The organism is Aquamicrobium soli (assembly GCF_042646345.1).
GTDB lineage: Bacteria > Pseudomonadota > Alphaproteobacteria > Rhizobiales > Rhizobiaceae > Mesorhizobium > Mesorhizobium soli_A.
The window spans coordinates 100,351-127,340 of record NZ_JBHRTK010000016.1 but is presented as its reverse complement, the minus strand read 5'-3'; the positions used below and the strand labels follow the sequence as shown (position 1 = coordinate 127,340).

The window sequence follows — 26,990 nt, the reverse complement described above, 5'->3', positions numbered from 1 at the left end:
TACCACAGGATTAAGTCGTCATCGCGGTCCAAAAACCGCAGGCCTTAACCTGCGAAACGGCGGCCGGAACACTTGGTTCTTGAACCGGACGCCCGCAAATGCCAAATCAGGCGGTAGTCGCCGCTTCCGCCCCAACCAGCCGACAAGAAACATGGTCACCTATCTCGACGCCGCCACCGCCCCGCTCCGCAACACCGGCCAGATCCGCCTCTATGGCGAGGAGGGGTTTGCCGGCATGCGCAAGGCCTGCGCGCTGACAGCGAATTGCCTCGACGAGCTGGCCGGCATGGTCAAGCCCGGTCTCACCACCAACGCCATCGACCGCTTCGTGTTCGAGTTCGGCATGGACCACGGCGCCCTGCCGGCGACGCTGAACTATCGCGGCTATACGAAGTCCACCTGCACGTCGATCAACCATGTCGTCTGCCATGGCATCCCCGACGACAAGCCGCTGCGGGACGGCGACATCGTCAACATCGACGTCACCTATATCCTCGACGGCTGGCATGGCGATTCCTCGCGCATGTATCCGGTGGGCACCATCAAGCGCGCCGCCGAGCGGCTCATGGAAGTCACGCACGAGTGTCTCACGCGCGGCATCGCCGCGGTCAGGCCCGGCGCCAAGACCGGCGCCATCGGCGCGGCGATCCAGTCCTATGCCGAGGGCGAGCGCTGCTCGGTCGTGCGCGACTTCTGCGGCCACGGCGTCGGCCAGCTTTTCCACGACGCCCCCAACATCCTGCACTACGGCACGCCCAGCGAAGGCGTCGAGATGCGGCCCGGCATGATCTTCACCATCGAGCCGATGATCAATCTCGGCCGGCCGCACGTCAAAGTGCTGTCGGACGGCTGGACGGCGGTCACGCGCGACCGCTCGCTGTCGGCGCAATACGAGCATACCGTCGGCGTCACCGAAAACGGTTGCGAGATTTTCACGCTGTCGCCGAAAGGCCTCGACCGGCCCGGCCTGCCGGCCTAGATTGCCCCAAGGGGCAGATCGTTGCCCGACAGGCATATCCGGGCGACGCATGGGCAGCGGCAATAACGACGAACGCGGTTTCTTCGGCGAGCAGCCGCTGCGGGCCCTCGAAAAGGGGCGCAGTGACTCTAAGCCGCATTATCTCGGTCATCGCGAGCGGCTGCGCGAACGCTTCTCCACGGCCGGCCACCTCGCCCTTGCCGACTACGAGTTGCTGGAACTGCTGCTTTTCCGGCTGATCCCAAGGTCGGACACCAAGCCGGTCGCCAAGGCACTGCTGGAGCGCTTCGGCTCGCTCGCGCAGGTGCTCGGTGCCCCGGAAGCGCTGCTCCAGGAGGTGAAGGGCGTCGGCCCCGCCGTCGCGCTCGACCTCAAGATCGTCGCCGCCGCCGCCCAGCGCATGCTGCGCAGCGAGCTGAAGGGGCGCGAAACGCTGGCCTCGTGGACGCAGGTTCTCGACTATTGCCGCGCCGCCATGGCCTTCGAGGAGCGCGAGCAGTTCCGCATCCTGTTCCTCGACAAGAAGAACGCGCTGATCGCCGACGAGGTGCAGCAGACCGGCACCGTCGACCACACGCCGGTCTATCCGCGCGAGGTGGTGAAGCGGGCGCTGGAACTGTCGGCGACCGCCATCGTGCTGGTCCACAATCATCCAAGTGGCGACCCGACGCCGTCCCGCGCCGACATCGAGATGACCAAGGAGATCGTCGAGACCGGCAAGCGGCTGGGCATTGCCGTCCACGACCATCTCATCATCGGCAAGAAGGGCTATGCGTCGATGAAGGGCCTGCTGCTGATCTGAAGTTGCCTGCTCGGCGGAACCCGCCGTCATTTACCAGAAAGACAAATCGGTTGGTGGCTGATTGCCTTTTTCCCCGGTTTTCGGTCTATGTGTCGCCTAACACCTTGTTTCGGCCCTGTTTGCAGACGAAAGGGCCGCGCCTGACGACAGTTTCAAGCCCTTTTGGGAGACCCCGATGACCATCCATGGCCCGAGCTTTCGCAAGCTTGCCCTTTCGACCTTCCTTCTGAGCCTCCCGCTCAATTCGGCGTTCGCGCAGGACGCCACCGCCGTGGCCGAACGGCTCAAGGCATCGCTCGCAGCCCAGAGCGTCGATATCAGCTGGACCGGCGTCACCGGCAACGCCTCGAGCATGATCCTGGAAAGCGTAAGCATCAAGCCGGCCGGCGAGAAGGACAGCCTCTCGGTCGGCAATGTCACGCTGGAGAACGTCACCGAATCCAATGGCGACTATGTCGCGGGGACCGTCCGGACCGAGGCCTATACGCAGCGCGAGAAGGACACCGAGATCCGCATCAGCCCGATCGTGTTCCACGACATGACGATACCGGCGGCCGACAGCGCCGCCACGCCGCTCGGATCGCTGATGCTCTACAAGTCGGCCGAGGTCGACAACGTCACGGTCAAGGTCGGCGACAAGACCGCCTTCTCGATGGAGCAGACGCGCTTCGACATCACGCCGCCAGCCGACGGCGCCGCGATGCAGTTCTCCGGCGGGGCGAAGAAATTCGACGCCGACCTGACCATGGTCGAGGACCCGAAGTCGAAGGCCGCCATCGAGGCGCTGGGCTACCAGACCATCACCGGCAGCTTCCGGACCGAGGGTTCCTGGCAGCCTTCCGACGGCAAGCTGGAAATGTCGAAGAACGAGATCACCGTCGACAACGCCGCGACCTTCGGCATCACCTTCAGCCTCGGCGGCTACACGATGGATTTCCTCAAGTCGCTCCAGGAAATGCAGAAGAAGATGGCCGAGCAGCCGGAAGGCGCGGATAATTCGGCGCAGGGCATGGTGATGCTCGGCCTGCTGCAGCAATTGAGCTTCAACAGAGCCTCGATCCGTCTCGACGACGATTCGCTCACCAACAAGGTGCTCGCCTATGTCGGCAAGCAGCAGGGGATGTCCGCCAAGGACATTGCCAACCAGGCCAAGGCGATCGTGCCGTTCGGCATGGCGCAGCTCAATAATCCCGAACTGACGGCGCAGGTATCGACGGCGGTCGGCAAATATCTGGACGACCCCAAGAGCCTGCAGATCTCGGCCGTGCCGCCCGCACCGGTGCCCTTCGCGCTCATCATGGCCGGGGCCATGGCCAATCCGGCCGACCTGACCAAGACGCTGGGTGTCACCGTCAAGGCCAACGAAGACTGAACTTCAGGCCCCATCGGCTAAGATCGAAGAACGGCCGCGCCCCTGGCGCGGCCATTCTTTTTGTCCCCGATCAAAAGATGACAGGAAAAATCACCTATTTGCGCCGATTCTCTGGAATTGTTCCAAACTATGGGCCATATTGGCTTGCATCAGTTTCGTGCTGAGGAATGAGAAATGCGCCTGACCCGCCAGACCAATTATGCGATCCGTATCCTGATGTACTGCGCCGCCAATGATGGCCGGCTGAGCCGGATCCCGGAGATCGCGTCCGCCTATTCGGTATCCGAGCTGTTCCTGTTCAAGATATTGCAGCCGCTGGTGGAGCACGGCCTGGTGACCACGGTGCGCGGGCGCAATGGCGGCGTGAAGCTTGGCCGCGAAGCCAGCACGATCACCCTATTCGACGTGGTGCGCGTGACAGAAGAAAACTTCGCCATGGCCGAATGCTTCGAGAACGATGCCAGCGATTGCCCGCTGATCGACCATTGCTCGCTCAATGCTGCGCTGCGCGAGGCGCTCAACGCCTTCTTCGCCGTGCTGGAGCGCCACTCGATTGCCGACCTGGTCGCCGCGCGCGCCAATGTGCGCGACCTTCTGGGCATCAGCTTCCCGGAGCTCCACGCCCCGGCGGCGTGAAGGCAGCTACAACGCCGCCGTCTGCGGCAGGACGAACGGCACGTCGGCCGAAGGCAGCACGCCCACCGAAAGCCGGCAGTCGAACACGCTTTGCATCAGATCGTCGCGCAACACGTCGCGCGGGGCGCCCGCAGCGGCGAGCCGGCCGCGATGCATGACGAAGACTTGGTCGGAGACCATCGCCGTCAGGTTGAGGTCGTGCAGGATGGCCACGACGCCCCCTCCCCCCTTTGCGAATTCGCGGGCAATCCCCATGATGATGAGCTGGTGCTTGATGTCCAGGCTGGACACCGGCTCGTCCAGGAACAGGTAGCGCGGCGCGCCGTTCAGGACCGGCGCCCACACCTGGCAAAGCACCCGCGCCAGCTGCACGCGCTGCTGCTCGCCGCCCGACAGTTCCTGGTAGAGGCGGCCGGCGAAGCCGGCGAGATCGACCCGCGCCAGCGCGCGTTCGGGCAGGCGCTCCGCCTCGGCCGCCTTCACGCCGGAGCGTCCGCCGACGAGCCCGAGCTTGACGATCTCGCGTACCGTGAAGGGGAAGGCCAGCGCCGTCGCCTGCGGCAGCACCGCGCGCACCGCCGCCAGTTCGGCCGGCTTCATGGAACCCATGGCGCGGCCGTTCACCGTCACCTGCCCGCCATGGGCGAGTTCGCCCGACAGCGCCTTGAGAAAGGTGGTCTTGCCGGACCCATTGGGGCCGACGATGGTGGCGATCTCGCCCGGCCGCACCTGAAAATCGATATCGGAAACGATCCGCTTGCTGCCGATCGTCACCGACACACCCCTGGCTTTGATCATCGCTGCCTCACAGGTCGAGCAGGCCGCGCTTGCGCAGCAGAATCCACAGGAAGAACGGCGCTCCGGCAAGCGCGGTAACAATGCCGATCGGCAGTTCCGCCGGGGCTACGATCGTGCGCGAAACCGCATCGGCCAGCAACAGCAGGGCACTGCCGAGCAGCGCCGAAGCCGGCAGCAAATAGCGGTTGTCCGGTCCGATCATCAGCCGCAGCAGGTGCGGCACGACGATGCCGACGAAGCCGATGCCGCCGCTGACGGCCACCGCCGCTCCGACGGCCGCCGCCACGCCGACGATTGCCGTGTATTTCAGCCGCTGCACCGGGATGCCGAGATGGCCGGCGGTCGCCTCGCCCAGCGCCAGCGCGTTGAGGCCGCGCGCCAGGAACGGCATGGCCGCCAGCGCCAGCACGATGACCGGACCGACGGCGGCGATCTTCTGCCACGTGGCTCCCGCCAGCGAGCCGAGGCTCCAAAACGTCAGGTCGCGCAACTGCCGGTCATTGGCCATGAAGATAAGGACGCCGGTCACCGCCATGGCGAGCGCGGCAAGCGCGATGCCGGCCAAAAGCATCGTCGCCACCGAGGTCTGGCCGCGCCTCGTGGCGACCTGGTAGAGCACCAGCGTCGTCACCAGCCCCCCGACGAAGGCCGCCATCGGCAAGGAGAACGCTCCGAGCAACGCGCTCAGCGGCGCGAGAGCGCCGGTGCCGAGCACGATCATCGACACCGCGCCAAGCCCGGCCCCGGCCGAAACGCCGATCAGGCCGGGATCGGCCAGCGGGTTGCGGAACAGCCCCTGCATGACCGCGCCCGAAACGGCAAGGGCGGCCCCCACCAAGGCGCCCATCACCACACGCGGCAGGCGAATCTCATAGATGATGAGGCGGTCGCGGGCGCTCAGCGCCGCGTCACCGGCGGAACTCCCGAAAAGCCATTCGCGCACCAGCCCCAGTGCCGAAGCGTCGGACGCGCCCGAGGTCAGGCTGAACAGCACGGTCAGCGCCAGAAAGCCGCCCAGCGCCAGAAGAACCGTTCGCGCCCTTGCCGAACGGTCCCCCTCGCTTGCGTTCCTGCCCATGCCGATCCGCCCGGCGACTATCTGCTCGGCCATCGGTCGCGCTCAGTTATCGGCCTGCTGGCCGTAGATCGAGGCGGCGAGGTCGTGGATGGCCTCTGCCGTGCGCGGCCCGAAGCCGAGCAGATAGGCGCCGTCCATGCGGATCAGGGCCCGCTTCTCGCCCGCCGGCGTCGCCGCGATCGCCGCGTTCTCGAACGGGTCTACGGCGCCGTCGGGAGCGCCGCCGCGATCCATCATCAGCACGATATCCGGGCTGGCGGTCAGCACCGCCTCGTCGGTTAGCTGCTTGTAGCCGCTATAACCCTTGACCGCGTTGACGGCACCGGCAAGCCGGATGATGCCGTCTGCCGCCGTATGATCGCCGGCCGCCAGAATCTTGCCTCCCTGCAGGGACAGCACGAACAGCACCCGCTTGCGGTCCTTGATCGAAGCGGTACGGCTTTCGGCCGACTTCAGCTTCGCATCGACGGAATCGGCAAGTGCATCGGCCTTTTCCTCGACGCCGAGAGCCTTGCCGACAGCGTGGATCTTGGCCAGAATGCCCTGGTGGTCGAAGCTTTCCGGCACCTCGACATAGGGAATGCCGGCCTTCTTCAGCACCTCGACCGCTTCGCGCGGGCCGCTGCCCTCCAGGGCCAGCACTCCGCCCGGATTGACCGACAGCACGCCTTCCGGCGAAAGCTGGCGCATATAGCCGACATCGGGCAGCTTCAGCGCGGCCTCCGGATAAACGCTGGTCGAATCGCGGGCGACCAGCCTGCCCTCTTCGCCCAGCGCATAGACGATCTCGGTCAGAGAGCCGCCGATGGCGGCGATCTTCGCGCCGCCCGGAAAGGCCTCTGCCGCCTGTCCGGCTGCCGAGCAGGCCGGCGCCGCCAGCACCAGCAGCGAGGCGATCACGGCAGCGTGTGCCAGCTTTGGTAAAAACGCGATCATCCGTCTTCTCAGAGCGTGGCCACGGCAGGGATTCGCGGCAGGTTTTCCACCAGGAAGCGCCAGTCTTCGCGCTCGCGGCTGCCCTCCTCGCGCTGGCCGAAGAACTGGATGATCATTTCACCGTCGGCGCCATAGGCTTCGATCGAGGTGACATGTCCGTCCTTGGTCGGCTTGCGCACGGCCCAGGTCTCGCGGATGTGGTCCAGCCTGAGATGCAGGTGGAACGTCTCGTCCAGGATGTTGATCCACGGCCCCATCGGCTTGATGTTGGCGATCGGCCCGGAATGGATCTGGATGCAGCCGTGATTGCCGACAAAGCACATGATCGGCAGGGACTGATCCGCGGCGTGACGCAACATCGAACCCACCGCATCGTTGTCGAGCGTCCAGGCATAATCCTGCCCGACTAGGCGCACGGCCTGCCGGCGGCCGAGATTCAAGGCACGCAACATGCCGAAGAACTGGTGGATGTCGGAAAGCTTGCTCCAGCGTTCGCGCAGTTGCGAAAGGTCCACGAGGGTGTCGGGCGTCTGCGGTTCTGCGGCAGGGTACGGCAGCACTTCCAGCGCCGAATCCTGGTTCGGCGATTCAAGCTGCGCGACCAGTTTCTGGTAGGCATAAAGGTTCGACGCCGGGCGCAGATGCACCTTGTGCACCGCCTCTCCCGCCGCGTCGAAGAATTGCAGGCTGCGGCGGATGGCGTCGCCGTCGCGCTTTTCCACGGCGAAGCCGAAGGCCCACGCCTTGGGGAAAATGCGCAGGTCGATGTCCTTGCCCAGCGCCATGGCGTTGTGCGCGCCCGTTACCACCTTGTCGTAGACGCCGATCTTTTCATGGACGGCGCTGTCGTTGCGCGTCAGCGCCATCACCTCGCCGACGGCTTCCAGCCCGGCCAGCAGGGCGTTGGCGTCCGGCTCCAGCCGCAGCGCGCCGTCGCCGCAATGGGCAGCGACAAGCTCGGCTTCCGAAATCCCCAGTTCCCCGGCAAGATCGCGCTCACGCGTCTTGGGGTTATTCGTACGCGCCACGCGGATTTCGTGCGGGGCGGGCTTTACGCGCTGATCCATGGCACCGACCTACTTGTTGAGAATGAGCTTGCCCTGACGGGTGATCTTCAGGCGGTAGAGCGAGCCATGGTGCTCGATGCCGATCTCGTGCGAGCCGGCAAAAAGCGCGTTGCTGCTCACGGTACGCACAGCGGTGCGATCAACCTCGAACCTGCTTGGGGCCTGCGTTTCTACGCGTTGATAGCGATGGCGGAAGGCGTCGGGATTATGCGAATTCATCTTGTCGGCTCCTTTCTCGCCATGGCCGCGACGGGCGGTTGGCGCTTGCAAAATCAATCTTGACTCGAATAATCATGTTTACTAGTCAGTGCAATACCGGAGTAAATGAGTCAACATTTAAGATGCCATTTAACGCGCCGGGCAACATAAAAATGCGAGCGAGCGCCGGGCCAGCCAGCATGAACCTGAATTTTTTGGAGTCGGGACATGGGGTTGAATCGGGTTCGTCGCAGGCCGGCGGGATCTGCGGTGGTGTTGGGGCGTTCGGCGTCTTACGCGAAAGAATTGATGCTTGCCGGGGTGGCGGTCATCGCGCTGACAAGCGCCGCCGCCGCGCAAGAGGCGTCGGACCAGGCGCCTTCGGAAGCGCAAGCGGCGGAAACGAAGCCCGCCGCGAACGCCACCCTGCTCGATAAGATCCTGCTTCTGAGCCGCACCGGCGAAACGGTCATCGAGTCGCTGTCGGCTTCCAGCCATGTCGACCAGGAACAGCTCGAACGGCGCATGGCGACCACGGTCAACGACGTGTTCTTCGGCGTGCCGGGCATCACCTTGCAGTCGGACGCCCGGCGGGCGGCGTCCAGCGTCAACATTCGCGGCCTGCAGGATTTCGGCCGCGTCGCCGTTATCGTGGACGGCGCCCGGCAGAACTTCCAGCGCTCCGACCACGGCACCCAATCGACCTTCTTCATCGATCCCGAACTGGTCAAGTCGGTGGACGTCACGCGCGGGCCGGTTACCAACACCTACGGTTCAGGCGCGATCGGCGGCGTGGTGATGTTCGACACCAAGGACGCAGGAGATTTCCTGAAGCCGGATGAGACGTGGGCATCCTCGCTCAGCGGCCGTTATGAAACCAACGGCAAGGGCTGGACCACCAGCGCAACCGGCGCCTACCGCTTCAGCGACGATTTCGACGTGCTCGGCAACATCGTCTATCGCGACTTCTCCGCCTACAAGGACGGTGGCGGCGACATCGCGAAGGGCACGGGCTTCGACATGCTGAGCGGCATGCTCAAGACCAGCATCCGCCCGACCGAAAACAGCGAGCTGAAACTCGGCTGGATCGGCACGAAAGATAGCTGGACCGAGTTCGGCAGCGCGACGGATCATGCCGTCGACACCCGGCAGAACACGTTCACCGGCCGCTACAACGTCACGGACGAAGACAAGAGCTGGCTCGATCTCCACATCAACGCCTCCTACAACAAGGTCGACATGACGCGCACCTATCTGAAGGATGCGCTCGAGTTCGTCTCCATCACGCAGCCGCCCATCCTCGTGCCGGCTGGGTCACAGAGCAAGTATGACCTCGACACCTACGGCATCGATATCTGGAACACGTCGCGCTTCGAAACGGGCACCGTCGGCCACGAAGTGACCTATGGCGGGGACTGGGTGAACGACGACGTGGTGACCGCCCGAGCGCAGGCCGGCGGAATGGACGTCTACACGCCCTCCGGCAAGCGCAGCGTCGGCGGCGCCTATATCCAGGACAAGCTGACATGGGAGCGGTTCGAGGTCATCGCCGGCCTTCGCTACGACAATTATGAGCTCGAGAGCGATGTCGGCTCGACATCGGGCGACCGCCTTTCGCCCCGCATTACGGTCGGGGTCTCGCCGTTCCAGACCGCGGCGCTCGAAGGCCTGCAATTCTACGGCACCTATGCCGAAGGCTACCGCTCGCCGTCGGTCACGGAAACGCTGATAAGCGGCACGCACCCGAACACCATCCCGTTCCTTTTCCTGCCCAACCCCAACCTGAAGCCGGAAATCGGAAAGACGTGGGAGGCGGGCCTCAACTACAAGCTCGACGACATGCTGCAGCCAGGCGATTCACTGCGCATCAAGGCGGGCTATTTCAACAACGATATCGACGATTTCATCGAGCAGCAGATCATTCCTTCCGGCGGGCCGGCCAGCGGCTGCTTTGCCGTCCCCTTCTGCCTGCAGTACCAGAACTACTCCAGCGCCCGGATCAGGGGATTCGAGTTCGAGGGCGTCTATGACGCCGCCTGGGGCTTTGCCGGGCTGTCGGCCTCGATCATCAACGGCCATACCGTCGACGCCACCGGCCTGCGCGACGACCTCAAGACGATCCCTTCCGCCCAGGTCACGGGCCAACTCGGCTTCCGTTTCCTCGAGGACCGGCTGACGGTCGGGGGCGAAGTGCAGTATAACGGCAAGCCGAAGGGCAACCCGATCGCCAGGGACTACACGCTGGTCAACGCCTTCGCCGCCTACCAGGCAAACGACAACCTCAAGGTCGACTTCCGTGTCGACAACCTGTTTGATGTGAAATACCTCAACCCGCTGAACTTTTCGACAAACAGTGTCGTCTACGAACCCGGCGTCACCTTCAAGCTCGGTGCAACGATGCGCTTCGGAGGCTAGGACAAGATGAAAACGGCAACCCTTCTTCTTTCGGCAGCCGTGGCAACCGCCCTGACGGGAAACGCGGTCGCGCAGGAGGCGAAGCCCGCCTCCGCGCTGACCCTCGAACTGAACGGCGCCCAGCCCTCCGACAAGGGCTGCCGCTTCACCTTCGTCGTCACCAACGATCTCGGCGCCAGCCTGACCAAGGCGGCGTTCGAGATCGCGCTCTTCAACGACACCGGGGTCGTGGACCGCCTCACCGTCCTCGACTTCAAGGACCTGCCGGCCGGCAAGACCAAGGTCGCCCGCTTCGATCTTTCGGCGCTGGATTGCAGCAAGGTAAGCCGCGTCCTGGTCAACAGCGCCACGGAATGCGTCGGCGACGGAATCGCCCCCACCGCCTGCCTCGGCCAGTTGAAGACCGCGGCCAAGGCGCCCATCTCCTTCGGTCAGTGATCGCAAACGAGCAAAGCCTTGGGACTGGAGCCCTCCTTCTCGCGCAACACCCCGGCCTGGCCCTTTGCCGGGAACGGGCTGCTGCCGCTGGAGCCCAGCGACCCCGCCCTCGCTATTCCGCCAGGTGCATTCCAGCTATCGCCGCGCGACCTGCGTGATCCCGGTTCCATCGCCGGCATCGACCCGGCGCTGCCGTCGCCCGGGGAGGATGCGGCGGCCGGCACGGCAACCCGGACGGCCGGCACCGCCCGCAAATGGCCGATAACCGTTTCCGTTTCCTGCCTGCTCCACGCCGCCGTCGCCATGGCCCTTCTTGCCGCGCCGGCGGCATGGTACGCCAGCCCCGTCGACCAGGCCGAGATCGCGGGCTCCGAGCAGACGGGCCTGATGGTGACCGGCAACGCCGACAGCGACCAGTTGTCGGCCGGCGATGTGACCCAGATCACCCTGGTGCCGATGGTCGACGCCAAGCCGATCGAAGCCGTCGAGGCCGAGCCGGTCCAGCCTGACAGTGCCGCCGAAGCCGTCGAGCACGTAACGGCCGAAGCGCCGACCGCCGAGACGGTGGAGCCCGTGAGGGAAACGCCCCCGGAGCCGGCCGTCGCGGAGACGGTGCAACCGGACCAGCCGGCCCCCGAGACCCCGAGCCACACGCCCGAAATCCTCACTTCGCGAGCCGATCCCGCCGACACCAGCGACGCCGTCTTCCAGCCGGCGCCGAAAATCGATCCCGTCGAGCCGGTCGAGGAAACGCAGCAGCCTGAGCCGCAGCCTGCCGAGACGGTGACGCCCGACGCCATCGAGACCCCGCAGGTGGTCGCCGTCCTGCCGCAACCGCGGCCGGCGCCGCAGGAGAGCCCGGAAAAGAAGACGGAGCCGGCCAGGCAGCCGAAGAACACGGCCAAGCCTCCGGAAAAGAAGCAGGAAAAGCAGCAGAGGAAGAAAGCCACCAGTGCGGGCTCAGGCGGCGCCAACCAGGCAGATTCCAAGCGCGGCATCGCCAATGGCAGCGACGAGGGCAAGGCGGCGATCGCCAGCAGCGGCGGCTCGCTTCCCGGTGTCGGCAACGCCGCCGCCTCCAATTATCCCGGCAAGGTGGCGGCCAAGCTGCGGCGCGTGAGCCGCACCATTTCGCGGGCCGCACAGGCCAGCGCGCGCAGCAACGCGCAGGTCGCCTTCGTCGTCGGGGCCGACGGCGACGTGCGCTCGATACGGCTGGTCAAAAGCTCGGGCTCGCCCGGCCTGGACGACGAGGCCCTTGCCATCATCCGGCGCGCGGCCCCCTTCCCGCCCATTCCGGCAGGAGCCGGGCGTTCGAACTGGGCCTTCACCCTGCCGATCGGCCCCTATTGATCGATCCAGTCCACGGGCAACTTGAAAGGAAAGCCATGTATATCGCGATGAACCGTTTCCAGGTCCGGGCCGGCCAGGAGGAGGCGTTCGAGGACATCTGGAAGAACCGCAAGTCGACGCTCGCGGAAATGAAGGGCTTTCGGCAGTTCCACCTGCTGCGCAGCGCCTTCAACGAGGAGGAAAACACCACGCTGTTCGCCTCGCACACCGTGTGGGAAAGCGAGGAGGATTTCATCGCCTGGACCAAGTCCGAGAATTTCCGCAACTCGCACAAGAACGCCGGCACCAGCAAGCTGACGACCTTCGGCCATCCCAAGTTCGAGGGCTTTTCGGCCGTCGAAGGCGCCTGACAATGCAAAAGCCCGCCGCGTCGCCGCGGCGGGCTTTCTTCTCCTCCTCTTGCCCTCGCTCAGGCACCTACTTCGTGGTTCGCCATGCGCTCCAGCGCGCGCACCAGTGCCGAATGGTCTTCCTTCGCGCCGCCGTTGGCCGAACAGGAATTGAACAGTTCCTGCGCCGTGGCCGTGTGGGGCAGCGAAACGCCCAGCGAGCGAGCCCCTTCCAGCGCAAGGTTCAGGTCCTTCGCATGCAGTTCGATGCGGAAGCCCGGCGCGAAAGTGCGCTTGATCATGCGTTCGCCATGCACCTCCAGGATGCGAGAGGAAGCGAGCCCCCCCATCAGCGCCTGCCGGACCTTGGCCGGGTCGGCGCCCGCCTTGGAGGCGAACACCAACGCCTCGGCCACCGCCTCGATGGTCAGCGCCACGACGATCTGGTTGGCGACCTTGGTGGTCTGGCCGACGCTGTTGGGGCCAACCAGCGTTATGTTCTTGCCCATCTTCTCGAAGATCGGCCGTGCCCGCTCGAAAGCCTTGTCCTCGCCGCCGACCATGATGGTCAGCGAAGCGGCCTTGGCGCCCACCTCGCCGCCTGAAACCGGCGCATCGAGATAGTCGCAGCCGAGTTCGTTGATCTTTTGTGCGAACTTCTTCGTGGCGATCGGCGAGATCGACGACATGTCGATGACCAGCTTGCCCTTCGACAGGCCGGATGCGACGCCGTTTTCGCCGAACAGCACCTCTTCCACCTGCGGCGTATCGGGTACCATTGTGATGACGATGTCGGCAGCCCTGGCGACGGCCTGCGAGCCTGTCACCGCCTTCAACCCCTTCGCCGTAAGGTCCACCGGTGGCTTGCTGCGATGGTCGCTGGTGATGACGCTGTAGCCGGCATCGAGCAGATGCCCCGCCATCGGCGCGCCCATGATGCCCAGTCCGATAAACCCGATGGTTTCCATTTGAACGCCTTCCCTTCAAAAAGCAGCACCCCCACTCCGGTCCTTCGGACCACCTCTTCCCCTGCCCCGGGAAAAGGAAACGCAGTTCCAACGCCAGCGTTCATCCAGCTTGGGTTCCTCTCCCCCAGGGAGGGGGAGAGGTGGCTTGCGAAGCAAGACGGAGTGGGGGTGATTTGTTAGCGTCGACTACGCCGCAGCGCTTCCCTTCCCCGCGAATTCCCTGAACCAGCCGAGGCCGGGCTCGGTGCCGGCCTTGGGCTTGTATTCCGCACCGATCCAGCCGGCGTAGCCAAGGCGATCGATGAAATCGTAGAGGAACGGATAGTTGATCTCGCCCGTACCCGGCTCATGACGGCCGGGATTGTCCGCCAGTTGCAGATGCGCGATGCGCGGCAGGTTCGCCTCTATGGTACGGGCGAGATCCCCCTCCATGATCTGCATGTGATAGATGTCGTACTGGATATAGAGGTTGTTCGAGCCGACACGCTCGAGGATGTCCAGCGCCTGTTTGGTGTTGGTCAGGAAAAAGCCCGGGATGTCGCGGGTGTTGATCGGCTCGACCAGAAGCCGGATGCCGGCTTTCTCCAGCTTCTCGGCAGCGAATTTCAGGTTGCCGACGAAAACGTCCTCGGCGGTTTTTGCATCCACCCCGGCCGGCGTGATGCCGGCCAGGCAGTTCACCTGCGGGCAACCCAGCGCCCTGGCGTAGGTGATCGCCTTGTCGACGCCGGCGCGAAATTCTTCCACGCGATCCGGCAGCACGGCGATGCCGCGCTCACCGCCGGCCCAGTTGCCGGACGGAACGTTGAAAAGCACCTGCGACAGGCCGTTCTTTGTCAGGCGGGCGGCGACTTCATCCGGCGTGTGGTCGTAGGGGCCGAGATATTCGACCCCCTTGAAGCCGGCGGCGGCAGCCGCGTCGAAACGGTCGAGGAAATCGCGCTCGGTGAAGAGCATGGACAGGTTGGCGGAAAATTTCGGCATTCTTTTTGTCTCCACTCAAGCCCACAGGGGCCGTCGATCCTTAAACGCGGCGCGTCATCCCGGCCGAGGGAGCGGCAGCGACCGCGAGCCGGGATCCAGAGCGCTAACCGGGAGAGGTTCAGCTCTGGATTCCGGATAGCCTCGCTGCGCTCCGGCTTCCGGAACGACGGCGTTGCCGCCTAATCCAGCAGCACGATGGCCGTCGGCGCGTCCTCGTTCTTTTCGGCAAGGTCCTCGAACTCGGTGATCTTGTCGATTTCGGTGCCCATGGAAATGTTGGTAACGCGCTCCAGGATGAACTCAAGCACCACGGGAACCGAAAATTCCTTCATCAGCCGCTCGGCCTCGCGGAAGGCGCCGGCGAACTCTTCCGGCTTGCGCACGCGCACCGCCTTGCAGCCCATGGCCTCGGCGACCGCGACATGGTCGACGCCGTAGCCCGCTTCCGGATCGTCCTTGCGGTTCTGGTTCTCGAAGGCGAGGGAAACCTCGTAATCCATTGAAAAACCACGCTGAGACTGGCGGATGAGGCCGAGATAGGCGTTGTTCACGACGACATGGATGTAGGGCAGCTTATGCTGGGCGCCCGCCGCCAGCTCCTCGATCAGGAACTGGAAGTCGTAGTCGCCCGAAAGGGCTACGATGGTGGCGTCCGGCCGCGCCGCACGCACGCCGAGCGCCGCCGGCAGCGTCCAGCCGAGCGGCCCGGCCTGCCCGCAATTGATCCAGTTGCGCGGCTTGTAGACGTGCAGGAACTGCGCGCCGGCGATCTGGCTCAGGCCGATGGTAGAAACATAGGTGGTGTCGCGCGGGAACGCCTTGTTCATCTCCTCGTAGACGCGCTGCGGCTTCAGCGGCACCTGGTCGAAATGCGTCTTGCGCTTCATGGTCTTCTTGCGGTCCTGGCACTCCTTCGCCCAGCCCGACCAGTCGCGCAGCTTGCCCGCCGTTTTCCACTCGGTGGCGACGTCGAGCAGCGTCTTCAAGGCCGCCCCGGCATCCGAGACCACGCCGAGATCAGGCGCGAACACCCGGCCGATCTGCGTCGGCTCGATATCGACGTGAACGAACTTTTTGCCCCTGGTGTAGACATCGACGGAGCCGGTGTGGCGGTTGGCCCAGCGGTTGCCGATGCCGAAGACGAAGTCGGCGGCGAGCATGGAGGCATTGCCGTAGCGATGCGCGGTCTGCAAGCCGCACATGCCGGCCATCAGCCGGTGGTCGTCGGGAATCGTGCCCCAGCCCATCAGCGTCGGGATGACCGGGACGCCGGTTATCTCGGCGAACTCAATCAGCAGGTCGGAGGCGTCGGCGTTGATGATGCCGCCACCGGCCACGATCAGCGGCTTCGCGGCCTGGTTGAGCATCGCCAAGGCCTTCTCGGCCTGCGCCCGCGTCATCGACGGCTTGAACGGCGAAAGCGGCTCATAGGTATCGATGTCGAAATCGATTTCGGCCAGTTGCACGTCGACCGGCAGGTCGACCAGCACCGGGCCCGGACGCGACGAGCGCATCAGATGGAACGCCTTTTGCAGCACCATCGGCACCAGATAGGGCTCCATGACGGTGACGGCCCATTTGGCGACCGGCGAGGCGATGGCGGCGATGTCGACGGCCTGGAAATCCTCCTTGGTGAGCTTGGCGCGCGGCGCCTGCCCGGTGATGCACAGGATCGGGATGGAGTCGGCGGCGGCCGAATAAAGCCCGGTCAGCATGTCGGTGCCGGCCGGCCCTGACGTGCCAAGGCAAAGGCCGATATTGCCGGCCCTGGCGCGGGTATAGCCCTCCGCCATATGGGAAGCGGCTTCCACGTGGCGAGCTAGAATGTGGCGGATCGTGCCCCTGCCCTTCAACGCGGAATAAAGCGGGTTGATCGCCGCGCCCGGCACGCCGAACGCGGTCGAAATGCCTTCCTTTTCGAGAACGAGAACCGCTGCATCGACAGCACGCATCCTGGCCATCTTTGTTTCCTCCATCGACGGATGTCGTTTGATGGCGGCTATCCTGACAGCGACCTGCCCATTTTTCAATTTTTTCAGAATATTTTTTCATTTCTTGTATTTGGTAATAGCTAATTGATTTTGCGTATAATCTCGTTTTTCACCTGTGTCGGCCATGACGACGCTGAAAAACTTTTTTATTGCCTTCACGCCGGAAACGGAGACAATCCGGCCATGGACAAGATCGAAAAACGGCAGCGCGGCCGCCCCCGCGCCTTCAACGGTCCGGCTGATGCCGGCACGGTGCAGTCGCTCGACCGGGGGTTGCGCATTCTCGCCATCGTCGCCGAAGGGACTGGCCTGTCGCTGAGCGAGGTTGCCGAGGCATCCGGCCTGCCCGCTTCCACGGCCTACCGGATGCTGACCACGCTGGAGAGCCACGGTCTGGTCGAGTTCGACAAGGCCGACCAGTTGTGGTCGATCGGCGTCGAAGCTTACCGCATGGGTTCGGCCTTCCTGCGCCGCCGCAAGCTCGTCGACCGCGCTCGCACCGTCATGCAGGAACTGATGGAAACTACCGGCGAGACGGCCAATCTCGGCGTCGCGGAGGATGATTGCGTCGTCTTCGTCAGCCAGGTCGAGACCCATCAGGCGATCCGCGCCTTCTTCCGCCCCGGTACGCGCACGGCCTTTCACGCCTCCGGCATCGGCAAGGCGGTGCTCGCCCATCTCGACAGCGAGCGCGTCGAGGCGATCATCCGCCGCGCGGGGCTGGAGGCCTATACGGAAAAGACGCTCTCCAACCTGCCCGCGCTGCGCGACGACCTCGCCGCCATCAAGGCGCGCGGCTGGTCGGTGGACGACGAGGAGCGCAATCTCGGCATGCGCTGCGTGGCGGCCGCGATCTTCAACGAATTCGGGGAACCGATCGGCGGCGTTTCGGTTTCGGGGCCGACGGTGCGCGTGACGTCGCAGCGCCTCGCCCTGATCGGCCCGACCGTGCGGGAAGCCGCCGCCCAGGTCACCGCCATGATCGGCGGGACTGCGCCGTAACAGGGGCAGCGGTGAAGGAGTTTGGGCTTTACTGCCGTGGCAATTATGCTAACGGGAGCGCCGTGCCGGTTTAGCTCAGCGGTAGAGCAGCGGTTTTGTAAACCGAAGGTCGGGGGTTCAATCCCCTCAACCGGCACCATTTTCCCGGCAAAGCCACGTACATTTCCATAAACGGAGGGCGGCGCACCGGGTGCACCGCCCTTCGATCGTCTGTCTCGGCCGTCAGTAGTTGCCGTTGTAATAGCGCTCGTCACACGGGGCGGTGAAGATGCGGCCATCGCGGGCACGGTAGCGGCACATCTGCTCGCCGCGCGGGGTGGTCGCCGATCCGACGACGGCGCCTAGCAGCGCGCCGCTGGCCGCGCCGATGACGGTGCTCTTGGTATTGCCGCCGATGGCCTGGCCGAGAAGAGCGCCGCCCGCACCGCCGACAAGGGCGCCGGTCGTCGCCCGCTGCTGGCCTTCCGTCTGCGCGCAACCGGCAAGCGCCACGCTCAGCAGCATCGCTGCCGCAACAGCCATCTTCTTCGTAATCATGATCAGAGCCTCTCTCCTTGGTTCTCGTGGGTTGTGCAAACCTATTGAGGCAAAATGTGGGTGCAGGAACCGGCCACCTGCCGGCGCATGCATCGTGGGGCGGCAGGCCTCGGCGTCGCCTTACATCAAACGCTCGAACGGGCATGGGGTTCCAACGGCGTCGCCGCAGCGCGAAGCGGTCGGCAACGACCGCGAATCTCCCTTCCCCGACTGGCGCACCAGTTCGGAAAAGATGAACGCAAAACTTCCCACGATCAGGAAAACGATAAGCATACGGATGACAGGCAAGGGTCGCCCTCGATCGGCCAGCCCCCGCCACCCAGTTCTGGGTACCATAGGCGGCGTTGTTTTACGAGGTATTAAGCCGATTCTTAACGATTGTGCCGGCTCCCTGCGCTTGCCGGGCGAAACGCCGGCGTGAGCCACGCGCCGGCTTCCCTTTGCAGGCACCATGCTCCATGCTAGGCCGGTCCCGCCGTTGCCGTTCCTCACCTGCCGGAAACTATGAACCACAAGAGCGCCAGCCGTTTCGCCTTTATCTCCTCCGACACGCCAGACGCCAGGACCGCGGTCGAAAGCCTGTCCAAGCGTTACGGGCAGACGCCGCTGGAGGAAGCCGACGTCGTCGTCGCGCTCGGCGGCGACGGCTTCCTGCTGCAGGCCCTGCGCGAAACCATGGGAACCGGCAAGAAGGTCTACGGCATGAACCGCGGCACCATCGGCTTCCTGATGAACGAGTACCGCGCCGGCAACCTGCCGGAACGTATCGCGGCCGCCGTCGCCGAGACCATCCGGCCGCTGGAGATGCAGGCGACCACGGCCGACGGGTCGACCGTCACGGCGCTCGCCATTAACGAGGTGGCGCTTTGGCGCCAGTCGTACCAGACCGCCAAGATCGGCATCACGGTGGATGGCCAAGTACGGCTCGAGGAACTGAGTTGCGACGGCGTGATGATCGCCACTCCCGCCGGGTCGACCGCCTACAACCTTTCCGCCCACGGCCCCATCCTGCCGCTCGACGCCCCGCTACTGGCGCTGACTCCGGTCAGCCCGTTCCGGCCGCGCAACTGGCGCGGCGCGCTGCTGTCGGACAAGGCGGTGGTGCGCTTCGACATCAGGGAACCGGAAAAGCGCCCGGTGAACGCCGCCGCTGACCACACGGAAGTCAAGGGCGTCACCAGCGTTACCGTGCGCGAATCGACCACCGCCACGGCCACGCTCCTGTTCGATCCCAGCCATTCCTGGAACGAGCGCATTCTTTCCGAGCAGTTCCGCTATTGAGCGTTCAGTTGGCGAATTAAGCACGCCGATTAAGGTTACAGCGCCGCTTCACGGCCGTTTGTGTTGACAAATCGCGGACTTGCGCCTATCGCGAAACTCGATGCCGCAAGCGCGGGGCGCTTGCCGTGGCAAGAAGATGCCGCGATCCTCGAATCAGCCAAAGACAGCCACCATTGTCCTCAGACAGCCAGACCGCTCAAGAAGCGTTGAGTTTCGCAGACCTAGGCCTCTCGCCTAAGGTTCTTTCCGCAGTCTCCGATGCCGGCTACACCCAGCCGACGCCTATCCAGGCCGGCGCCATTCCGCACGCCGTGCAGGGCAAGGACGTGCTAGGCATCGCCCAGACCGGCACCGGCAAGACGGCCGCCTTCGTGCTGCCGATGATCACGCGGCTGGAAAAGGGCCGCGCCCGGGCGCGCATGCCGCGCACGCTCATCCTCGAGCCGACGCGCGAACTGGCCGCCCAGGTCGAGGAAAACTTCGTCCGCTACGGCAAGAACCACAAGCTCACGGTCGCGCTCCTGATCGGCGGCGTCTCCTTCGACGAGCAGGAGCGCAAGCTCGAGCGCGGCGCCGACGTGCTGATTGCCACGCCTGGCCGCCTGCTCGACCATTTCGAGCGCGGCAAGCTCCTGCTGACCGGCGTCGACATCCTCGTCATCGACGAGGCCGACCGCATGCTCGACATGGGCTTCATCCCCGACATCGAGCGCGTGTGCAAGCTCATCCCCTTCACGCGCCAGACGCTGTTCTTCTCGGCCACCATGCCGCCGGAGATCACCAAACTCACCGAGCAGTTCCTGCAGGCACCGATCCGCATCGAGGTTTCGAAGGCCGCGAGCACCAACACCAGCATCACGCAGCGGCTGGTCAAGTCCGGCTCCAAGCCGTGGGACAAGCGCGAGGTGCTGCGCGATCTCATCCGCGCCGAAGAAGACAGCCTGAAGAACGCGATCATCTTCTGCAACCGCAAGGTCGAGGTTGCCGAACTCTATCGCTCGCTGACCCGCCACGAATTCGATGCGGGCGCCCTGCATGGCGACATGGACCAGAGGGCGCGCATGCAGATGCTGGCCGCCTTCCGCGACGGCAAGTTGAAACTGCTGGTCGCCTCCGACGTCGCCGCGCGCGGCCTCGACATTCCCGACGTCAGCCATGTCTTCAATTACGACGTGCCCATCCACGCCGAGGATTACGTCCACCGGATCGGCCGCACCGGCCGCGCCGGCCGCTCGGGCAAATCCTTCACCATTACCACCAAGAGCGACACCAAATACGTCGACGCGATCGAGAAGCTAATCGGCCAGACCATCGAATGGCACGACGGCGACCTGTCGACCCTGACCGCCAGCGACAGCCAGGACGAAGCGCCGCGCCGTGGCCGTGGCGCACCCCGCCGCGCCGGCCGCAAGGACGACGAAACCCGGCACGGCCGCAAGCCGCGCGGCGAGCACAAGGCCGCCAGCGGGGACCACGACAAGGCCGAGCCCGCCGCCGAACCGGCCGAGCGTCGTGAGCGCAAGGAAGCGATCCGCAGTGAAAACGCCGAGCGCAAGGCCAAGCCGGAACGCAACGAAAAGCGCCCTGCCCGGCAGCATCAGGAAGACAACGACCGCACCGTCGGCTTTGGTGACGACGTTCCGGCCTTCATGCGCATCATCGCCAAGGTCTAAGCCCGACCGCCGCCAGCGGCCAGCGTCATCACCCTGAATTGCATATGAAAACGGCCCCTCACGGGGCCGTTTTCCATTTCGGGTTCATGCCGATCAGGTGAGCGGCGAAAGCTGGATCTCGACGCGGCGGTTCTGTGCGCGGCCCTCCGCCGTGGCGTTGGAGGCGACCGGACGCGTCTTGCCGAAGCCGGTGACGGCGAAGCGGCGCTGGTCGACGCCCTGGCCGGCGAGATAGTTCGCGACCGACAAGGCGCGGCGCTGCGACAGGTCGAAATTATGCTGGTCGCCACCGGTCGAATCGGTGTGACCGAACACGTCCACGGTGGTCTGCTTGTACTTGTTCAGGACCAGCGCCACCGAATTGAGCACCGGATAGAACTGCGCCTTCACCGAATCCTGGTCCGTCGCGAAGGTGATGTCGGACGGCATGTTGAGGATGATCTGGTTGCCCGAGCGGGTGACGCTGACCCCGGTGCCCTGCAACTGGGCGCGCAGTTCCGCCTCGTTGCGGTCCATGGTGGCGCCGATCGCGCCGCCCGCCAGCGCGCCGATGCCGGCGCCGATCAGGGCGTTGCGGCGATCGTTGCCACCGGCCAGCGTGCCGAGGGCCGCGCCCGCGATCGCGCCGATGCCGGCGCCGCCAACGGTGTTGGATACCTTCTGCTCACCGGTATAGGGGTCGGTCGTGCAGGCACTGACCAGGAATGCGGCTGCCGTCGCGGCAAGCACGGTCTTCTTCATGAATAGTCCCTCTCCAATTGCGGACGCTTCCAGTGCGCCGGTCACCCTTCCCCGCCCTTGTACCATGAAATGCGGCCAAATAAGGAACGGCAAAACCCGTTTTGCCGGCCCTTTATTCCAGATCGGCCACCGCTTCGCCGGCACCGCCCTCTATGCGCTGCGACAGCGAAGCTTCCATGAACTCGTCGAGATCGCCGTCGAGCACGCTGGACGGGCTCGTGCTTTCGACGCCGGTGCGCAGATCCTTGACCAGTTGGTAGGGCTGCAACACGTAGGAGCGAATCTGGTGGCCCCAGCCGATATCGCTCTTCGACGCCTCGGTCGCGTTGGCGGCGGCCTCGCGCTTCTTCAGCTCTTCCTCGTAGAGGCGCGAGCGCAGCATCTCCCAGGCCTTGGCCCGGTTCTTGTGCTGTGAGCGCTCGGCCTGACAGGCAACCGCGATGCCGGTGGCGATATGGGTGATGCGCACCGCCGAATCGGTGGTGTTGACGTGCTGCCCGCCCGAACCGGACGAACGATAGGTGTCGATGCGGACATCCGATTCGGAAACGTCGATCTGGATGTTGTCGTCGACGACCGGATAGATCCAGACGCTGGAGAAGGAGGTATGGCGGCGCGCGTTGGAATCGTAGGGCGAGATGCGCACCAGCCGGTGCACACCCGATTCGGTCTTCAGCCAGCCATAGGCGTTATGCCCCTTGATCAGCAGCGTGGCCGACTTGATGCCCGCCTCTTCGCCGTCGTGGACTTCCAGCACCTCGACCTTGAAGCGGCGGCGCTCGGCCCAGCGCGTATACATGCGCAACAGCATCGAGGCCCAGTCCTGGCTCTCGGTGCCGCCGGCGCCGGCGTGGATTTCCAGATAGGTGTCGTTGGCGTCGGCCTCACCCGACAGCAGGGTCTCGACCTGCCGCGCCTTGATCTCGCCCTGCATCGAGCGAAGCGAGGCCTCGGCCTCGGCGACGATGCTGTCGTCGCCCTCTTCCTCGCCCAGTTCGATCAGGTCGACATTGTCGGTCAGCGCCTGCGTGAACTGCTTTACGGCGCCGATGCCGTCTTCCAGTTCCTGGCGCTCGCGCATCAGCTTCTGTGCTTCGACCGGGTCGTTCCAGAGGCTGGAATCTTCCGCGAGTACGTTCAGGTATTCAAGCCGTTTTACCGCCTGATCCCAGTCAAAGATGCCTCCTCAGCAGGGTGATCGCCTGCTTGATTTCGTCGACAATGTCCTGCGTTTCCGCGCGCATACCTGTTCTCTGACCTTGATTGCCTGCACTGAAGGGTGGGGATTGGCGGCGATACATAGGCACGCCGCCGGGATGTGTAAAGCAAAATGGCCGCCACCGGGGCGGCCATACGCCTGGCCGTCGTCAGTAAAGACCGCCGCCGCCCGACTGGATGGCCTGGTTGGCGCCCGGCGAAAGCTCGGCGCCGTAGCCGTTGGAGCCGTCCTCGCCCATGCCGATCACCCAATAGCTGTCGGCGGGGCCGGTGCCGGGCTTGAACGCCTCGATGATGGTGCCGGCCTGGCCCTCGGCCGCGCGCATGCCGGTCTTGCGGTCGATGGCGATCAGCTTCATGCCCTCCGGCACCTTGAAGTCGATATTGGGCTTGTCCTGGAGCGCCACGCGCATGAAGTCCTTGAACACCGGCGCGGCCAGGCCGCCGCCGGTGGCGCCGTGGCCCAGGCCCTTCGGCTGGTCGAAGCCCATATAGAGGCCGACCACGAGGTTGGGCGTATAGCCGATGAACCAGGCGTCCTTCTCGTCGTTGGTCGTTCCGGTCTTGCCGGCGATGTGGCGGCCGAGCTCGTTGATCGTGGCGCCGGTGCCGCGCTGCACCACCCCTTCCATCATCGAGGTGATCTGGTAGGCGGTCATCGGGTCGAGCACCTGCTCGGAATTGTCGATCAGTTCCGGCTCCGGCTGGTTCTTCCATTCCTGCGCATTGCAGCCGTCGCAGCCGCGGTCGTCCTGCTTGAACACGGTCTTGCCGTAGCGGTCCTGGATGCGGTCGATGAGCGACGGCTTGATCGACTTGCCGCCGTTGGCCATGATCGAATAGGCCGACACCATGCGCATCACCGTCGTCTCGCCCGAGCCGAGCGCCATCGGCAGGTAAGGCGCGAGGTGATCGTAGACGCCGAAGCGCTCAGCATATTCCACCACCAGCTTCATGCCCATGTCGTTGGCGAGCCGAACGGTCATCAGATTGCGCGAGCGCTCGATGCCCGAGCGCAGCGTGGCGGGGCCGGCGACGCGACCGTCATAGTTCTTCGGCGTCCAGGTGGTGTTGCCGCTCTGGATGGTGATCGGCCCGTCCATGATGACGGAAGCCGGCGTATAGCCGTTGTCGAGCGCCGCCGCGTAGACGATCGGCTTGAAGGAGGAGCCCGGCTGGCGCATCGCCTGGGTGGCGCGGTTGAATTCGGACTGAGCGTAGGAGAAGCCGCCGACCATGGCCAGCACGCGGCCGGTATGCGGGTCCATCGCGACCAGTCCGCCCTCGACCTTCGGCACCTGGCGCAGCAGGTAGGCGCTGTCGCTGCCTTCCTTCTTCTGCACGAACACGACGTCGCCGGGCTTCAGCACGTCCGCAGGCGACTTGGCCTTGAGCGACTTGCCATCGACGATGTGGCGCATGGCAAAGCCCATATCTTCCTTGGAAACCGTGCCCTTGACACGTTCCTTGACCAGTTCGCCCGAGGCCTGCCTCCCGGGCTGCAAGCCGATGGAGAGACCCGTCGCGGAGCTGTCGAGCACCACGGCCAGCGACCATTCGGGCACGTCGTCCAGCCCCTTGACGGCGCCGAGCGGCACGCCCCAGTCGCCGGACACGTCGATCGTCGTCAGCGGGCCGCGATAACCACGCAGCATGTCATATTTCAGCAGCCCGTTCTGCATCGCCTTGCGAGCGATGAGCTGCAGCTTCGGATCGAGCGTGGTGCGCACCGACAACCCGCCCTCGTAGAGGGCCGCCTCGCCATAGCGCGCGATGATCTCGCGGCGCACTTCCTCGGTGAAATATTCGCCGGCGAACAGGTAGGTGCCGTTGCGGCGGGGCTTGACGCCGAGCGGCTCGGCCTTGGCCTTGTCGCCCTCCTCGCGCGTCGCATAGCCGTTGTCGACCATCTGGTCGATCACCCAGTTGCGGCGCTCGATGGCGCGATCGGTGTGCCGGAACGGATGGTAGTTGGACGGTCCCTTCGGCAGGGCCGCGAGATAAGCGGCCTCCGCCAGCGTCAGTTCGTTGACCGACTTGTCGAAATAGGTCAGCGCCGCGCCGGCGACGCCGTAGGCGCCCAGGCCGAAGAAGATCTCGTTGAGGTAGAGTTCGAGGATGCGATCCTTCGAATAGGCCTGCTCGATGCGGAAGGCCAGGATCATCTCCTTGATCTTGCGCTCGTAGGTCTGGTCGGAGGTGAGCAGGAAGTTCTTCGCCACCTGCTGGGTGATCGTCGAAGCGCCGACTTGGCGGCGGCCGCTGCCGAAATTCTGCAGATTGACCAGGATGGCGCGGCCAAGGCCGGTAATGTCGATGCCCGGGTGGTTGTAGAAATTCTTGTCCTCGGCCGACATGAAGGCAGCCTTCACGCGATCCGGAATGGCCTGGATCGGCAGGTAAAGCCGGCGCTCATGCGCGTATTCGGCCATCAGCGAACCGTCGGAAGCGTGGATGCGCGTGGTTACCGGCGGCTCGTACTTGGCCAGCACCTCATAGTCCGGCAGTTCCTTCGTCAGATGGCCGACATAGATCGCCACCCCCGCCGCCACGAGCAGGGCAAGCGTGGTGCCGATGCCGAAGAAATAGCCAATAAGACGAATCATGCCCGCTCCAGTCCATGGTTCGGCGTTTTCCTAGACAAACCAGCCTGTCGCGCAAGGTGGTGGAACGGACCCGATCCGTAATCGCGCACCCATGTCGCCCGGATGTGGGTAAAATACGGCAGCCGCGAAAATCGGCCAGAGGCGCCCGAAACAAAACCGCCTCGTGTTGTGCGCGTGCAACGGCTTGCCTGGCCATGGCACGGGCGCGAACCCATCCTAGCCCCCTACCCGGGCGGCTGCAAAGAGAGCCACCGCGTCGGCAATGCTCTGCGCAGCCTTGCCACGCCAGTCGGGGTCGAGCAGTTGCGCTTCGTCCTTGGGATTGGAAAGATACCCCAGTTCAATCAGCACGGAAGGCACGTCGGGCGCCTTCAGCACCCGGAACCCGGCGTAGCGGTGCGGATTGTTGATCAGCCCGACACTGTCCGACAGCTTGCCGACGAGCGTGCTGGCAAAGCGCATCGAAAACGAATGGGTTTCGCGCCGGATCAGGTCGACCAGGATGTCGGTCACCTCGGGGCTGTCGTTCTTGATCTCGATGCCGGCAAGCTGGTCGGACAGGTTCTCGCGGTCGGCAAGTGCCTGTGCCTCGGCGTCGGAGGCCTTGTCGGAAACCGTGTAGACGGTGGCGCCACGGATGCCCTTCAGGTTGATCGTGTCGGCGTGGATGGAGATGAACAGGTCGGCGCCGTGCTGGCGCGCGATGCGCACGCGGTCGTCGAGGCGCAGGAAATCGTCCCCGTCGCGGGTCAGGAACAGATCGTACTTGCCGGTCGCGGCGAGCTTGTCGCGAAGTTCCTTGGCAAACGCCAGCGTCACGTTCTTCTCGATCGTGCCGCCCGCGCTTTCGGCGCCGCCGTCGATACCGCCATGGCCGGGATCGAGCACGATGGTGAAGCGGTGGGCCGGAGTCGCGGCCGGCGGCGCCCCCACCCGGTCCCCCTTGTCGACGGAAACGGTCGAGCCCGTGGTCTGCGCCTGCACGGCAAGCGCCTCCTCGAACTCCTTCTCGGTGGCGGAAGAAAGATCGGCAACGAAGCGATAGCCCTTGCCATCCTCGTTTTCGAGCACGTCGAAACGATCGACCACGAACGGGCCCTTGCCGACCAGGATCAGCCGGGCTGCCGTCTCGTCGACGGCCCCATAACGCACCTGCCTGACCAGCCCCTTCGCCTTCACGGCCTTGGGATCGAGGGAAAAGCGGGTGGCGGGCAGATCGATCACCATGCGGTCCGGCGCCCGCAGCAGGAACCATCGGACGTCGGGCTCGCGGTCGAACTCGACGGCCACCTGCATGTGCGTGGCATCCCCCGTCATCGTGTAGGAAAGCGCCCGCAAGGGAGCGTCGGCGGCCTGGCAGAGAGGAGCCAACGCGAGGAAAATAGCCCCCATCAGCAGCAACAGCGCCACCCGGCCGTTCCTTCCGGCGGCGGACACGCCCTTGCGCAGGATCGCTGTAAACTCCATCTTTGTACTGGCCGCTCTCGACAGGTCGTTTCTTCTTGCAGGCGTTTGGCCATCGCGGGTCAGCCACGAAGCTGATTAACGATTGGTATTCAAAGAAGGTTAACCAAGCCTTTTCAACACG

Annotated in this window: 24 protein-coding genes and 1 tRNA gene; 12 read left to right on the top strand and 13 right to left on the bottom strand. The window is 64.8% G+C overall.

The features are described from left to right. The first annotated feature begins 151 nt into the window (after nucleotides 1-151). The 4 genes from map to rirA all read left to right on the top strand — a co-directional run bounded on the left by map (nucleotide 152) and on the right by rirA (nucleotide 3,789). Nucleotides 152-979, top strand: coding sequence for a type I methionyl aminopeptidase (gene map / locus ACFOHJ_RS17165; RefSeq protein WP_378222581.1), 828 nt, complete (start codon nucleotides 152-154; stop codon nucleotides 977-979). Nucleotides 980-1,028: 49 nt separating this feature from the next. Further along, nucleotides 1,029-1,781, top strand: coding sequence for a RadC family protein (gene radC, locus ACFOHJ_RS17160; protein WP_378222578.1), 753 nt, complete (start codon nucleotides 1,029-1,031; stop codon nucleotides 1,779-1,781). A 175-nt stretch (nucleotides 1,782-1,956) separates the two neighbouring features. After that, nucleotides 1,957-3,153, top strand: a complete 1,197-nt coding sequence (locus ACFOHJ_RS17155) for a hypothetical protein (protein WP_378222576.1) — start codon at nucleotides 1,957-1,959, stop codon at nucleotides 3,151-3,153. 174 nt (nucleotides 3,154-3,327) lie between these two features. After that, nucleotides 3,328-3,789: an iron-responsive transcriptional regulator RirA gene (gene rirA, locus ACFOHJ_RS17150; RefSeq protein WP_378222573.1), complete on the top strand. Its 462-nt coding sequence runs from the start codon at nucleotides 3,328-3,330 to the stop codon at nucleotides 3,787-3,789. Nucleotides 3,790-3,795: 6 nt separating this feature from the next. Here rirA and ACFOHJ_RS17145 read toward each other — a convergent pair whose 3' ends face one another. The 5 genes from ACFOHJ_RS17145 to hemP are packed head-to-tail and all read right to left on the bottom strand — an operon-like array spanning nucleotide 3,796 to nucleotide 7,887. Beyond that, nucleotides 3,796-4,587 (bottom strand): heme ABC transporter ATP-binding protein, encoded by a 792-nt coding sequence (locus ACFOHJ_RS17145; RefSeq protein WP_378222571.1) that lies wholly within the window; start codon nucleotides 4,585-4,587, stop codon nucleotides 3,796-3,798. A 7-nt stretch (nucleotides 4,588-4,594) separates the two neighbouring features. Continuing rightward, nucleotides 4,595-5,698: a FecCD family ABC transporter permease gene (locus tag ACFOHJ_RS17140; RefSeq protein WP_378222568.1), complete on the bottom strand. Its 1,104-nt coding sequence runs from the start codon at nucleotides 5,696-5,698 to the stop codon at nucleotides 4,595-4,597. A gap of 9 nt (nucleotides 5,699-5,707) precedes the next feature. Next, entirely contained in the window at nucleotides 5,708-6,601 is an 894-nt protein-coding gene (locus ACFOHJ_RS17135; protein ID WP_378222566.1) for a heme/hemin ABC transporter substrate-binding protein, read from the bottom strand. A gap of 8 nt (nucleotides 6,602-6,609) precedes the next feature. Continuing rightward, the gene (locus ACFOHJ_RS17130) at nucleotides 6,610-7,668 is read right to left on the bottom strand and encodes a hemin-degrading factor (protein WP_378222563.1); all 1,059 of its coding nucleotides are present in this window, start codon (nucleotides 7,666-7,668) and stop codon (nucleotides 6,610-6,612) included. Between the two features lie 9 nt (nucleotides 7,669-7,677). After that, nucleotides 7,678-7,887 (bottom strand): hemin uptake protein HemP, encoded by a 210-nt coding sequence (hemP, locus tag ACFOHJ_RS17125; protein ID WP_378222561.1) that lies wholly within the window; start codon nucleotides 7,885-7,887, stop codon nucleotides 7,678-7,680. Between the two features lie 288 nt (nucleotides 7,888-8,175). On the opposite strand from hemP, the gene ACFOHJ_RS17120 reads away from it, so the two are divergent. The 4 genes from ACFOHJ_RS17120 to ACFOHJ_RS17105 are packed head-to-tail and all read left to right on the top strand — an operon-like array spanning nucleotide 8,176 to nucleotide 12,422. Continuing rightward, a complete protein-coding gene (locus tag ACFOHJ_RS17120) occupies nucleotides 8,176-10,281 on the top strand; it encodes a TonB-dependent hemoglobin/transferrin/lactoferrin family receptor (RefSeq protein WP_378222558.1) in 2,106 nt (701 codons plus the stop codon). A gap of 6 nt (nucleotides 10,282-10,287) precedes the next feature. Further along, a complete protein-coding gene (locus ACFOHJ_RS17115) occupies nucleotides 10,288-10,719 on the top strand; it encodes a hypothetical protein (protein WP_378222555.1) in 432 nt (143 codons plus the stop codon). Between the two features lie 18 nt (nucleotides 10,720-10,737). Next, nucleotides 10,738-12,072: an energy transducer TonB family protein gene (locus ACFOHJ_RS17110; RefSeq protein WP_378222552.1), complete on the top strand. Its 1,335-nt coding sequence runs from the start codon at nucleotides 10,738-10,740 to the stop codon at nucleotides 12,070-12,072. Nucleotides 12,073-12,107: 35 nt separating this feature from the next. Then, nucleotides 12,108-12,422, top strand: coding sequence for an antibiotic biosynthesis monooxygenase family protein (locus ACFOHJ_RS17105; protein ID WP_378222549.1), 315 nt, complete (start codon nucleotides 12,108-12,110; stop codon nucleotides 12,420-12,422). 59 nt (nucleotides 12,423-12,481) lie between these two features. On the opposite strand, the gene ACFOHJ_RS17100 is transcribed toward ACFOHJ_RS17105, so the two are convergent. From ACFOHJ_RS17100 to gcl, 3 genes are all read right to left on the bottom strand, one after another. After that, on the bottom strand, nucleotides 12,482-13,369 hold the full coding sequence (locus ACFOHJ_RS17100; protein ID WP_378222546.1) for a 2-hydroxy-3-oxopropionate reductase: 888 nt from the start codon (nucleotides 13,367-13,369) through the stop codon (nucleotides 12,482-12,484). Nucleotides 13,370-13,555: 186 nt separating this feature from the next. Further along, the gene (hyi, locus tag ACFOHJ_RS17095; RefSeq protein ID WP_378222544.1) at nucleotides 13,556-14,353 is read right to left on the bottom strand and encodes a hydroxypyruvate isomerase; all 798 of its coding nucleotides are present in this window, start codon (nucleotides 14,351-14,353) and stop codon (nucleotides 13,556-13,558) included. 179 nt (nucleotides 14,354-14,532) lie between these two features. After that, complete coding sequence (gene gcl, locus ACFOHJ_RS17090; RefSeq protein ID WP_378222541.1) at nucleotides 14,533-16,314, bottom strand: glyoxylate carboligase; 1,782 nt, start codon at nucleotides 16,312-16,314, stop codon at nucleotides 14,533-14,535. A gap of 213 nt (nucleotides 16,315-16,527) precedes the next feature. Here gcl and bhcR point away from each other — a divergent pair, with 213 nt between their 5' ends. Both bhcR and ACFOHJ_RS17080 read left to right on the top strand, forming a co-directional pair. Next, nucleotides 16,528-17,346: an HTH-type transcriptional regulator BhcR gene (bhcR, locus tag ACFOHJ_RS17085; protein WP_378222538.1), complete on the top strand. Its 819-nt coding sequence runs from the start codon at nucleotides 16,528-16,530 to the stop codon at nucleotides 17,344-17,346. 64 nt (nucleotides 17,347-17,410) lie between these two features. After that, nucleotides 17,411-17,485, top strand: a tRNA-Thr gene (locus ACFOHJ_RS17080). 83 nt (nucleotides 17,486-17,568) lie between these two features. Here ACFOHJ_RS17080 and ACFOHJ_RS17075 read toward each other — a convergent pair. Continuing rightward, complete coding sequence (locus ACFOHJ_RS17075) at nucleotides 17,569-17,883, bottom strand: YMGG-like glycine zipper-containing protein (protein ID WP_378222536.1); 315 nt, start codon at nucleotides 17,881-17,883, stop codon at nucleotides 17,569-17,571. A 504-nt stretch (nucleotides 17,884-18,387) separates the two neighbouring features. Between ACFOHJ_RS17075 and ACFOHJ_RS17070 the strand changes: the two genes are divergently transcribed. Further along, nucleotides 18,388-19,164 (top strand): NAD kinase, encoded by a 777-nt coding sequence (locus ACFOHJ_RS17070; RefSeq protein ID WP_378222534.1) that lies wholly within the window; start codon nucleotides 18,388-18,390, stop codon nucleotides 19,162-19,164. 173 nt (nucleotides 19,165-19,337) lie between these two features. Beyond that, nucleotides 19,338-20,837, top strand: a complete 1,500-nt coding sequence (locus ACFOHJ_RS17065; RefSeq protein ID WP_378222532.1) for a DEAD/DEAH box helicase — start codon at nucleotides 19,338-19,340, stop codon at nucleotides 20,835-20,837. 93 nt (nucleotides 20,838-20,930) lie between these two features. Here ACFOHJ_RS17065 and ACFOHJ_RS17060 read toward each other — a convergent pair whose 3' ends face one another. The 4 genes from ACFOHJ_RS17060 to ACFOHJ_RS17045 all read right to left on the bottom strand — a co-directional run bounded on the left by ACFOHJ_RS17060 (nucleotide 20,931) and on the right by ACFOHJ_RS17045 (nucleotide 26,869). Beyond that, complete coding sequence (locus ACFOHJ_RS17060) at nucleotides 20,931-21,578, bottom strand: OmpA family protein (RefSeq protein WP_378222530.1); 648 nt, start codon at nucleotides 21,576-21,578, stop codon at nucleotides 20,931-20,933. 112 nt (nucleotides 21,579-21,690) lie between these two features. After that, nucleotides 21,691-22,822 (bottom strand): peptide chain release factor 2 gene (gene prfB / locus ACFOHJ_RS17055; RefSeq protein ID WP_378222527.1). Its coding sequence is split into 2 segments (ribosomal slippage): nucleotides 21,691-22,755 and nucleotides 22,757-22,822, totalling 1,131 coding nucleotides; the frame shifts between segments, so codons are not numbered across the junction. A gap of 123 nt (nucleotides 22,823-22,945) precedes the next feature. Next, the gene (locus ACFOHJ_RS17050; protein WP_378222525.1) at nucleotides 22,946-25,402 is read right to left on the bottom strand and encodes a penicillin-binding protein 1A; all 2,457 of its coding nucleotides are present in this window, start codon (nucleotides 25,400-25,402) and stop codon (nucleotides 22,946-22,948) included. A gap of 216 nt (nucleotides 25,403-25,618) precedes the next feature. Continuing rightward, nucleotides 25,619-26,869, bottom strand: a complete 1,251-nt coding sequence (locus ACFOHJ_RS17045; RefSeq protein ID WP_378222524.1) for an N-acetylmuramoyl-L-alanine amidase — start codon at nucleotides 26,867-26,869, stop codon at nucleotides 25,619-25,621. Between the last annotated feature and the right edge of the window lie 121 nt (nucleotides 26,870-26,990).

Coding starts and splice junctions, on each gene's coding strand:
- map (WP_378222581.1), top strand. CDS start 152: ATGGTCACCTATCTCGACGCCGCCACCGCCCCGCTCCGCAACACCGGC.
- radC (WP_378222578.1), top strand. CDS start 1,029: ATGGGCAGCGGCAATAACGACGAACGCGGTTTCTTCGGCGAGCAGCCG.
- ACFOHJ_RS17155 (WP_378222576.1), top strand. CDS start 1,957: ATGACCATCCATGGCCCGAGCTTTCGCAAGCTTGCCCTTTCGACCTTC.
- rirA (WP_378222573.1), top strand. CDS start 3,328: ATGCGCCTGACCCGCCAGACCAATTATGCGATCCGTATCCTGATGTAC.
- ACFOHJ_RS17145 (WP_378222571.1), bottom strand. CDS start 4,587: ATGATCAAAGCCAGGGGTGTGTCGGTGACGATCGGCAGCAAGCGGATC.
- ACFOHJ_RS17140 (WP_378222568.1), bottom strand. CDS start 5,698: ATGGCCGAGCAGATAGTCGCCGGGCGGATCGGCATGGGCAGGAACGCA.
- ACFOHJ_RS17135 (WP_378222566.1), bottom strand. CDS start 6,601: ATGATCGCGTTTTTACCAAAGCTGGCACACGCTGCCGTGATCGCCTCG.
- ACFOHJ_RS17130 (WP_378222563.1), bottom strand. CDS start 7,668: ATGGATCAGCGCGTAAAGCCCGCCCCGCACGAAATCCGCGTGGCGCGT.
- hemP (WP_378222561.1), bottom strand. CDS start 7,887: ATGAATTCGCATAATCCCGACGCCTTCCGCCATCGCTATCAACGCGTA.
- ACFOHJ_RS17120 (WP_378222558.1), top strand. CDS start 8,176: ATGCTTGCCGGGGTGGCGGTCATCGCGCTGACAAGCGCCGCCGCCGCG.
- ACFOHJ_RS17115 (WP_378222555.1), top strand. CDS start 10,288: ATGAAAACGGCAACCCTTCTTCTTTCGGCAGCCGTGGCAACCGCCCTG.
- ACFOHJ_RS17105 (WP_378222549.1), top strand. CDS start 12,108: ATGTATATCGCGATGAACCGTTTCCAGGTCCGGGCCGGCCAGGAGGAG.
- ACFOHJ_RS17100 (WP_378222546.1), bottom strand. CDS start 13,369: ATGGAAACCATCGGGTTTATCGGACTGGGCATCATGGGCGCGCCGATG.
- hyi (WP_378222544.1), bottom strand. CDS start 14,353: ATGCCGAAATTTTCCGCCAACCTGTCCATGCTCTTCACCGAGCGCGAT.
- gcl (WP_378222541.1), bottom strand. CDS start 16,314: ATGGCCAGGATGCGTGCTGTCGATGCAGCGGTTCTCGTTCTCGAAAAG.
- bhcR (WP_378222538.1), top strand. CDS start 16,528: ATGGACAAGATCGAAAAACGGCAGCGCGGCCGCCCCCGCGCCTTCAAC.
- ACFOHJ_RS17075 (WP_378222536.1), bottom strand. CDS start 17,883: ATGATTACGAAGAAGATGGCTGTTGCGGCAGCGATGCTGCTGAGCGTG.
- ACFOHJ_RS17070 (WP_378222534.1), top strand. CDS start 18,388: ATGAACCACAAGAGCGCCAGCCGTTTCGCCTTTATCTCCTCCGACACG.
- ACFOHJ_RS17060 (WP_378222530.1), bottom strand. CDS start 21,578: ATGAAGAAGACCGTGCTTGCCGCGACGGCAGCCGCATTCCTGGTCAGT.
- ACFOHJ_RS17050 (WP_378222525.1), bottom strand. CDS start 25,402: ATGATTCGTCTTATTGGCTATTTCTTCGGCATCGGCACCACGCTTGCC.
- ACFOHJ_RS17045 (WP_378222524.1), bottom strand. CDS start 26,869: ATGGAGTTTACAGCGATCCTGCGCAAGGGCGTGTCCGCCGCCGGAAGG.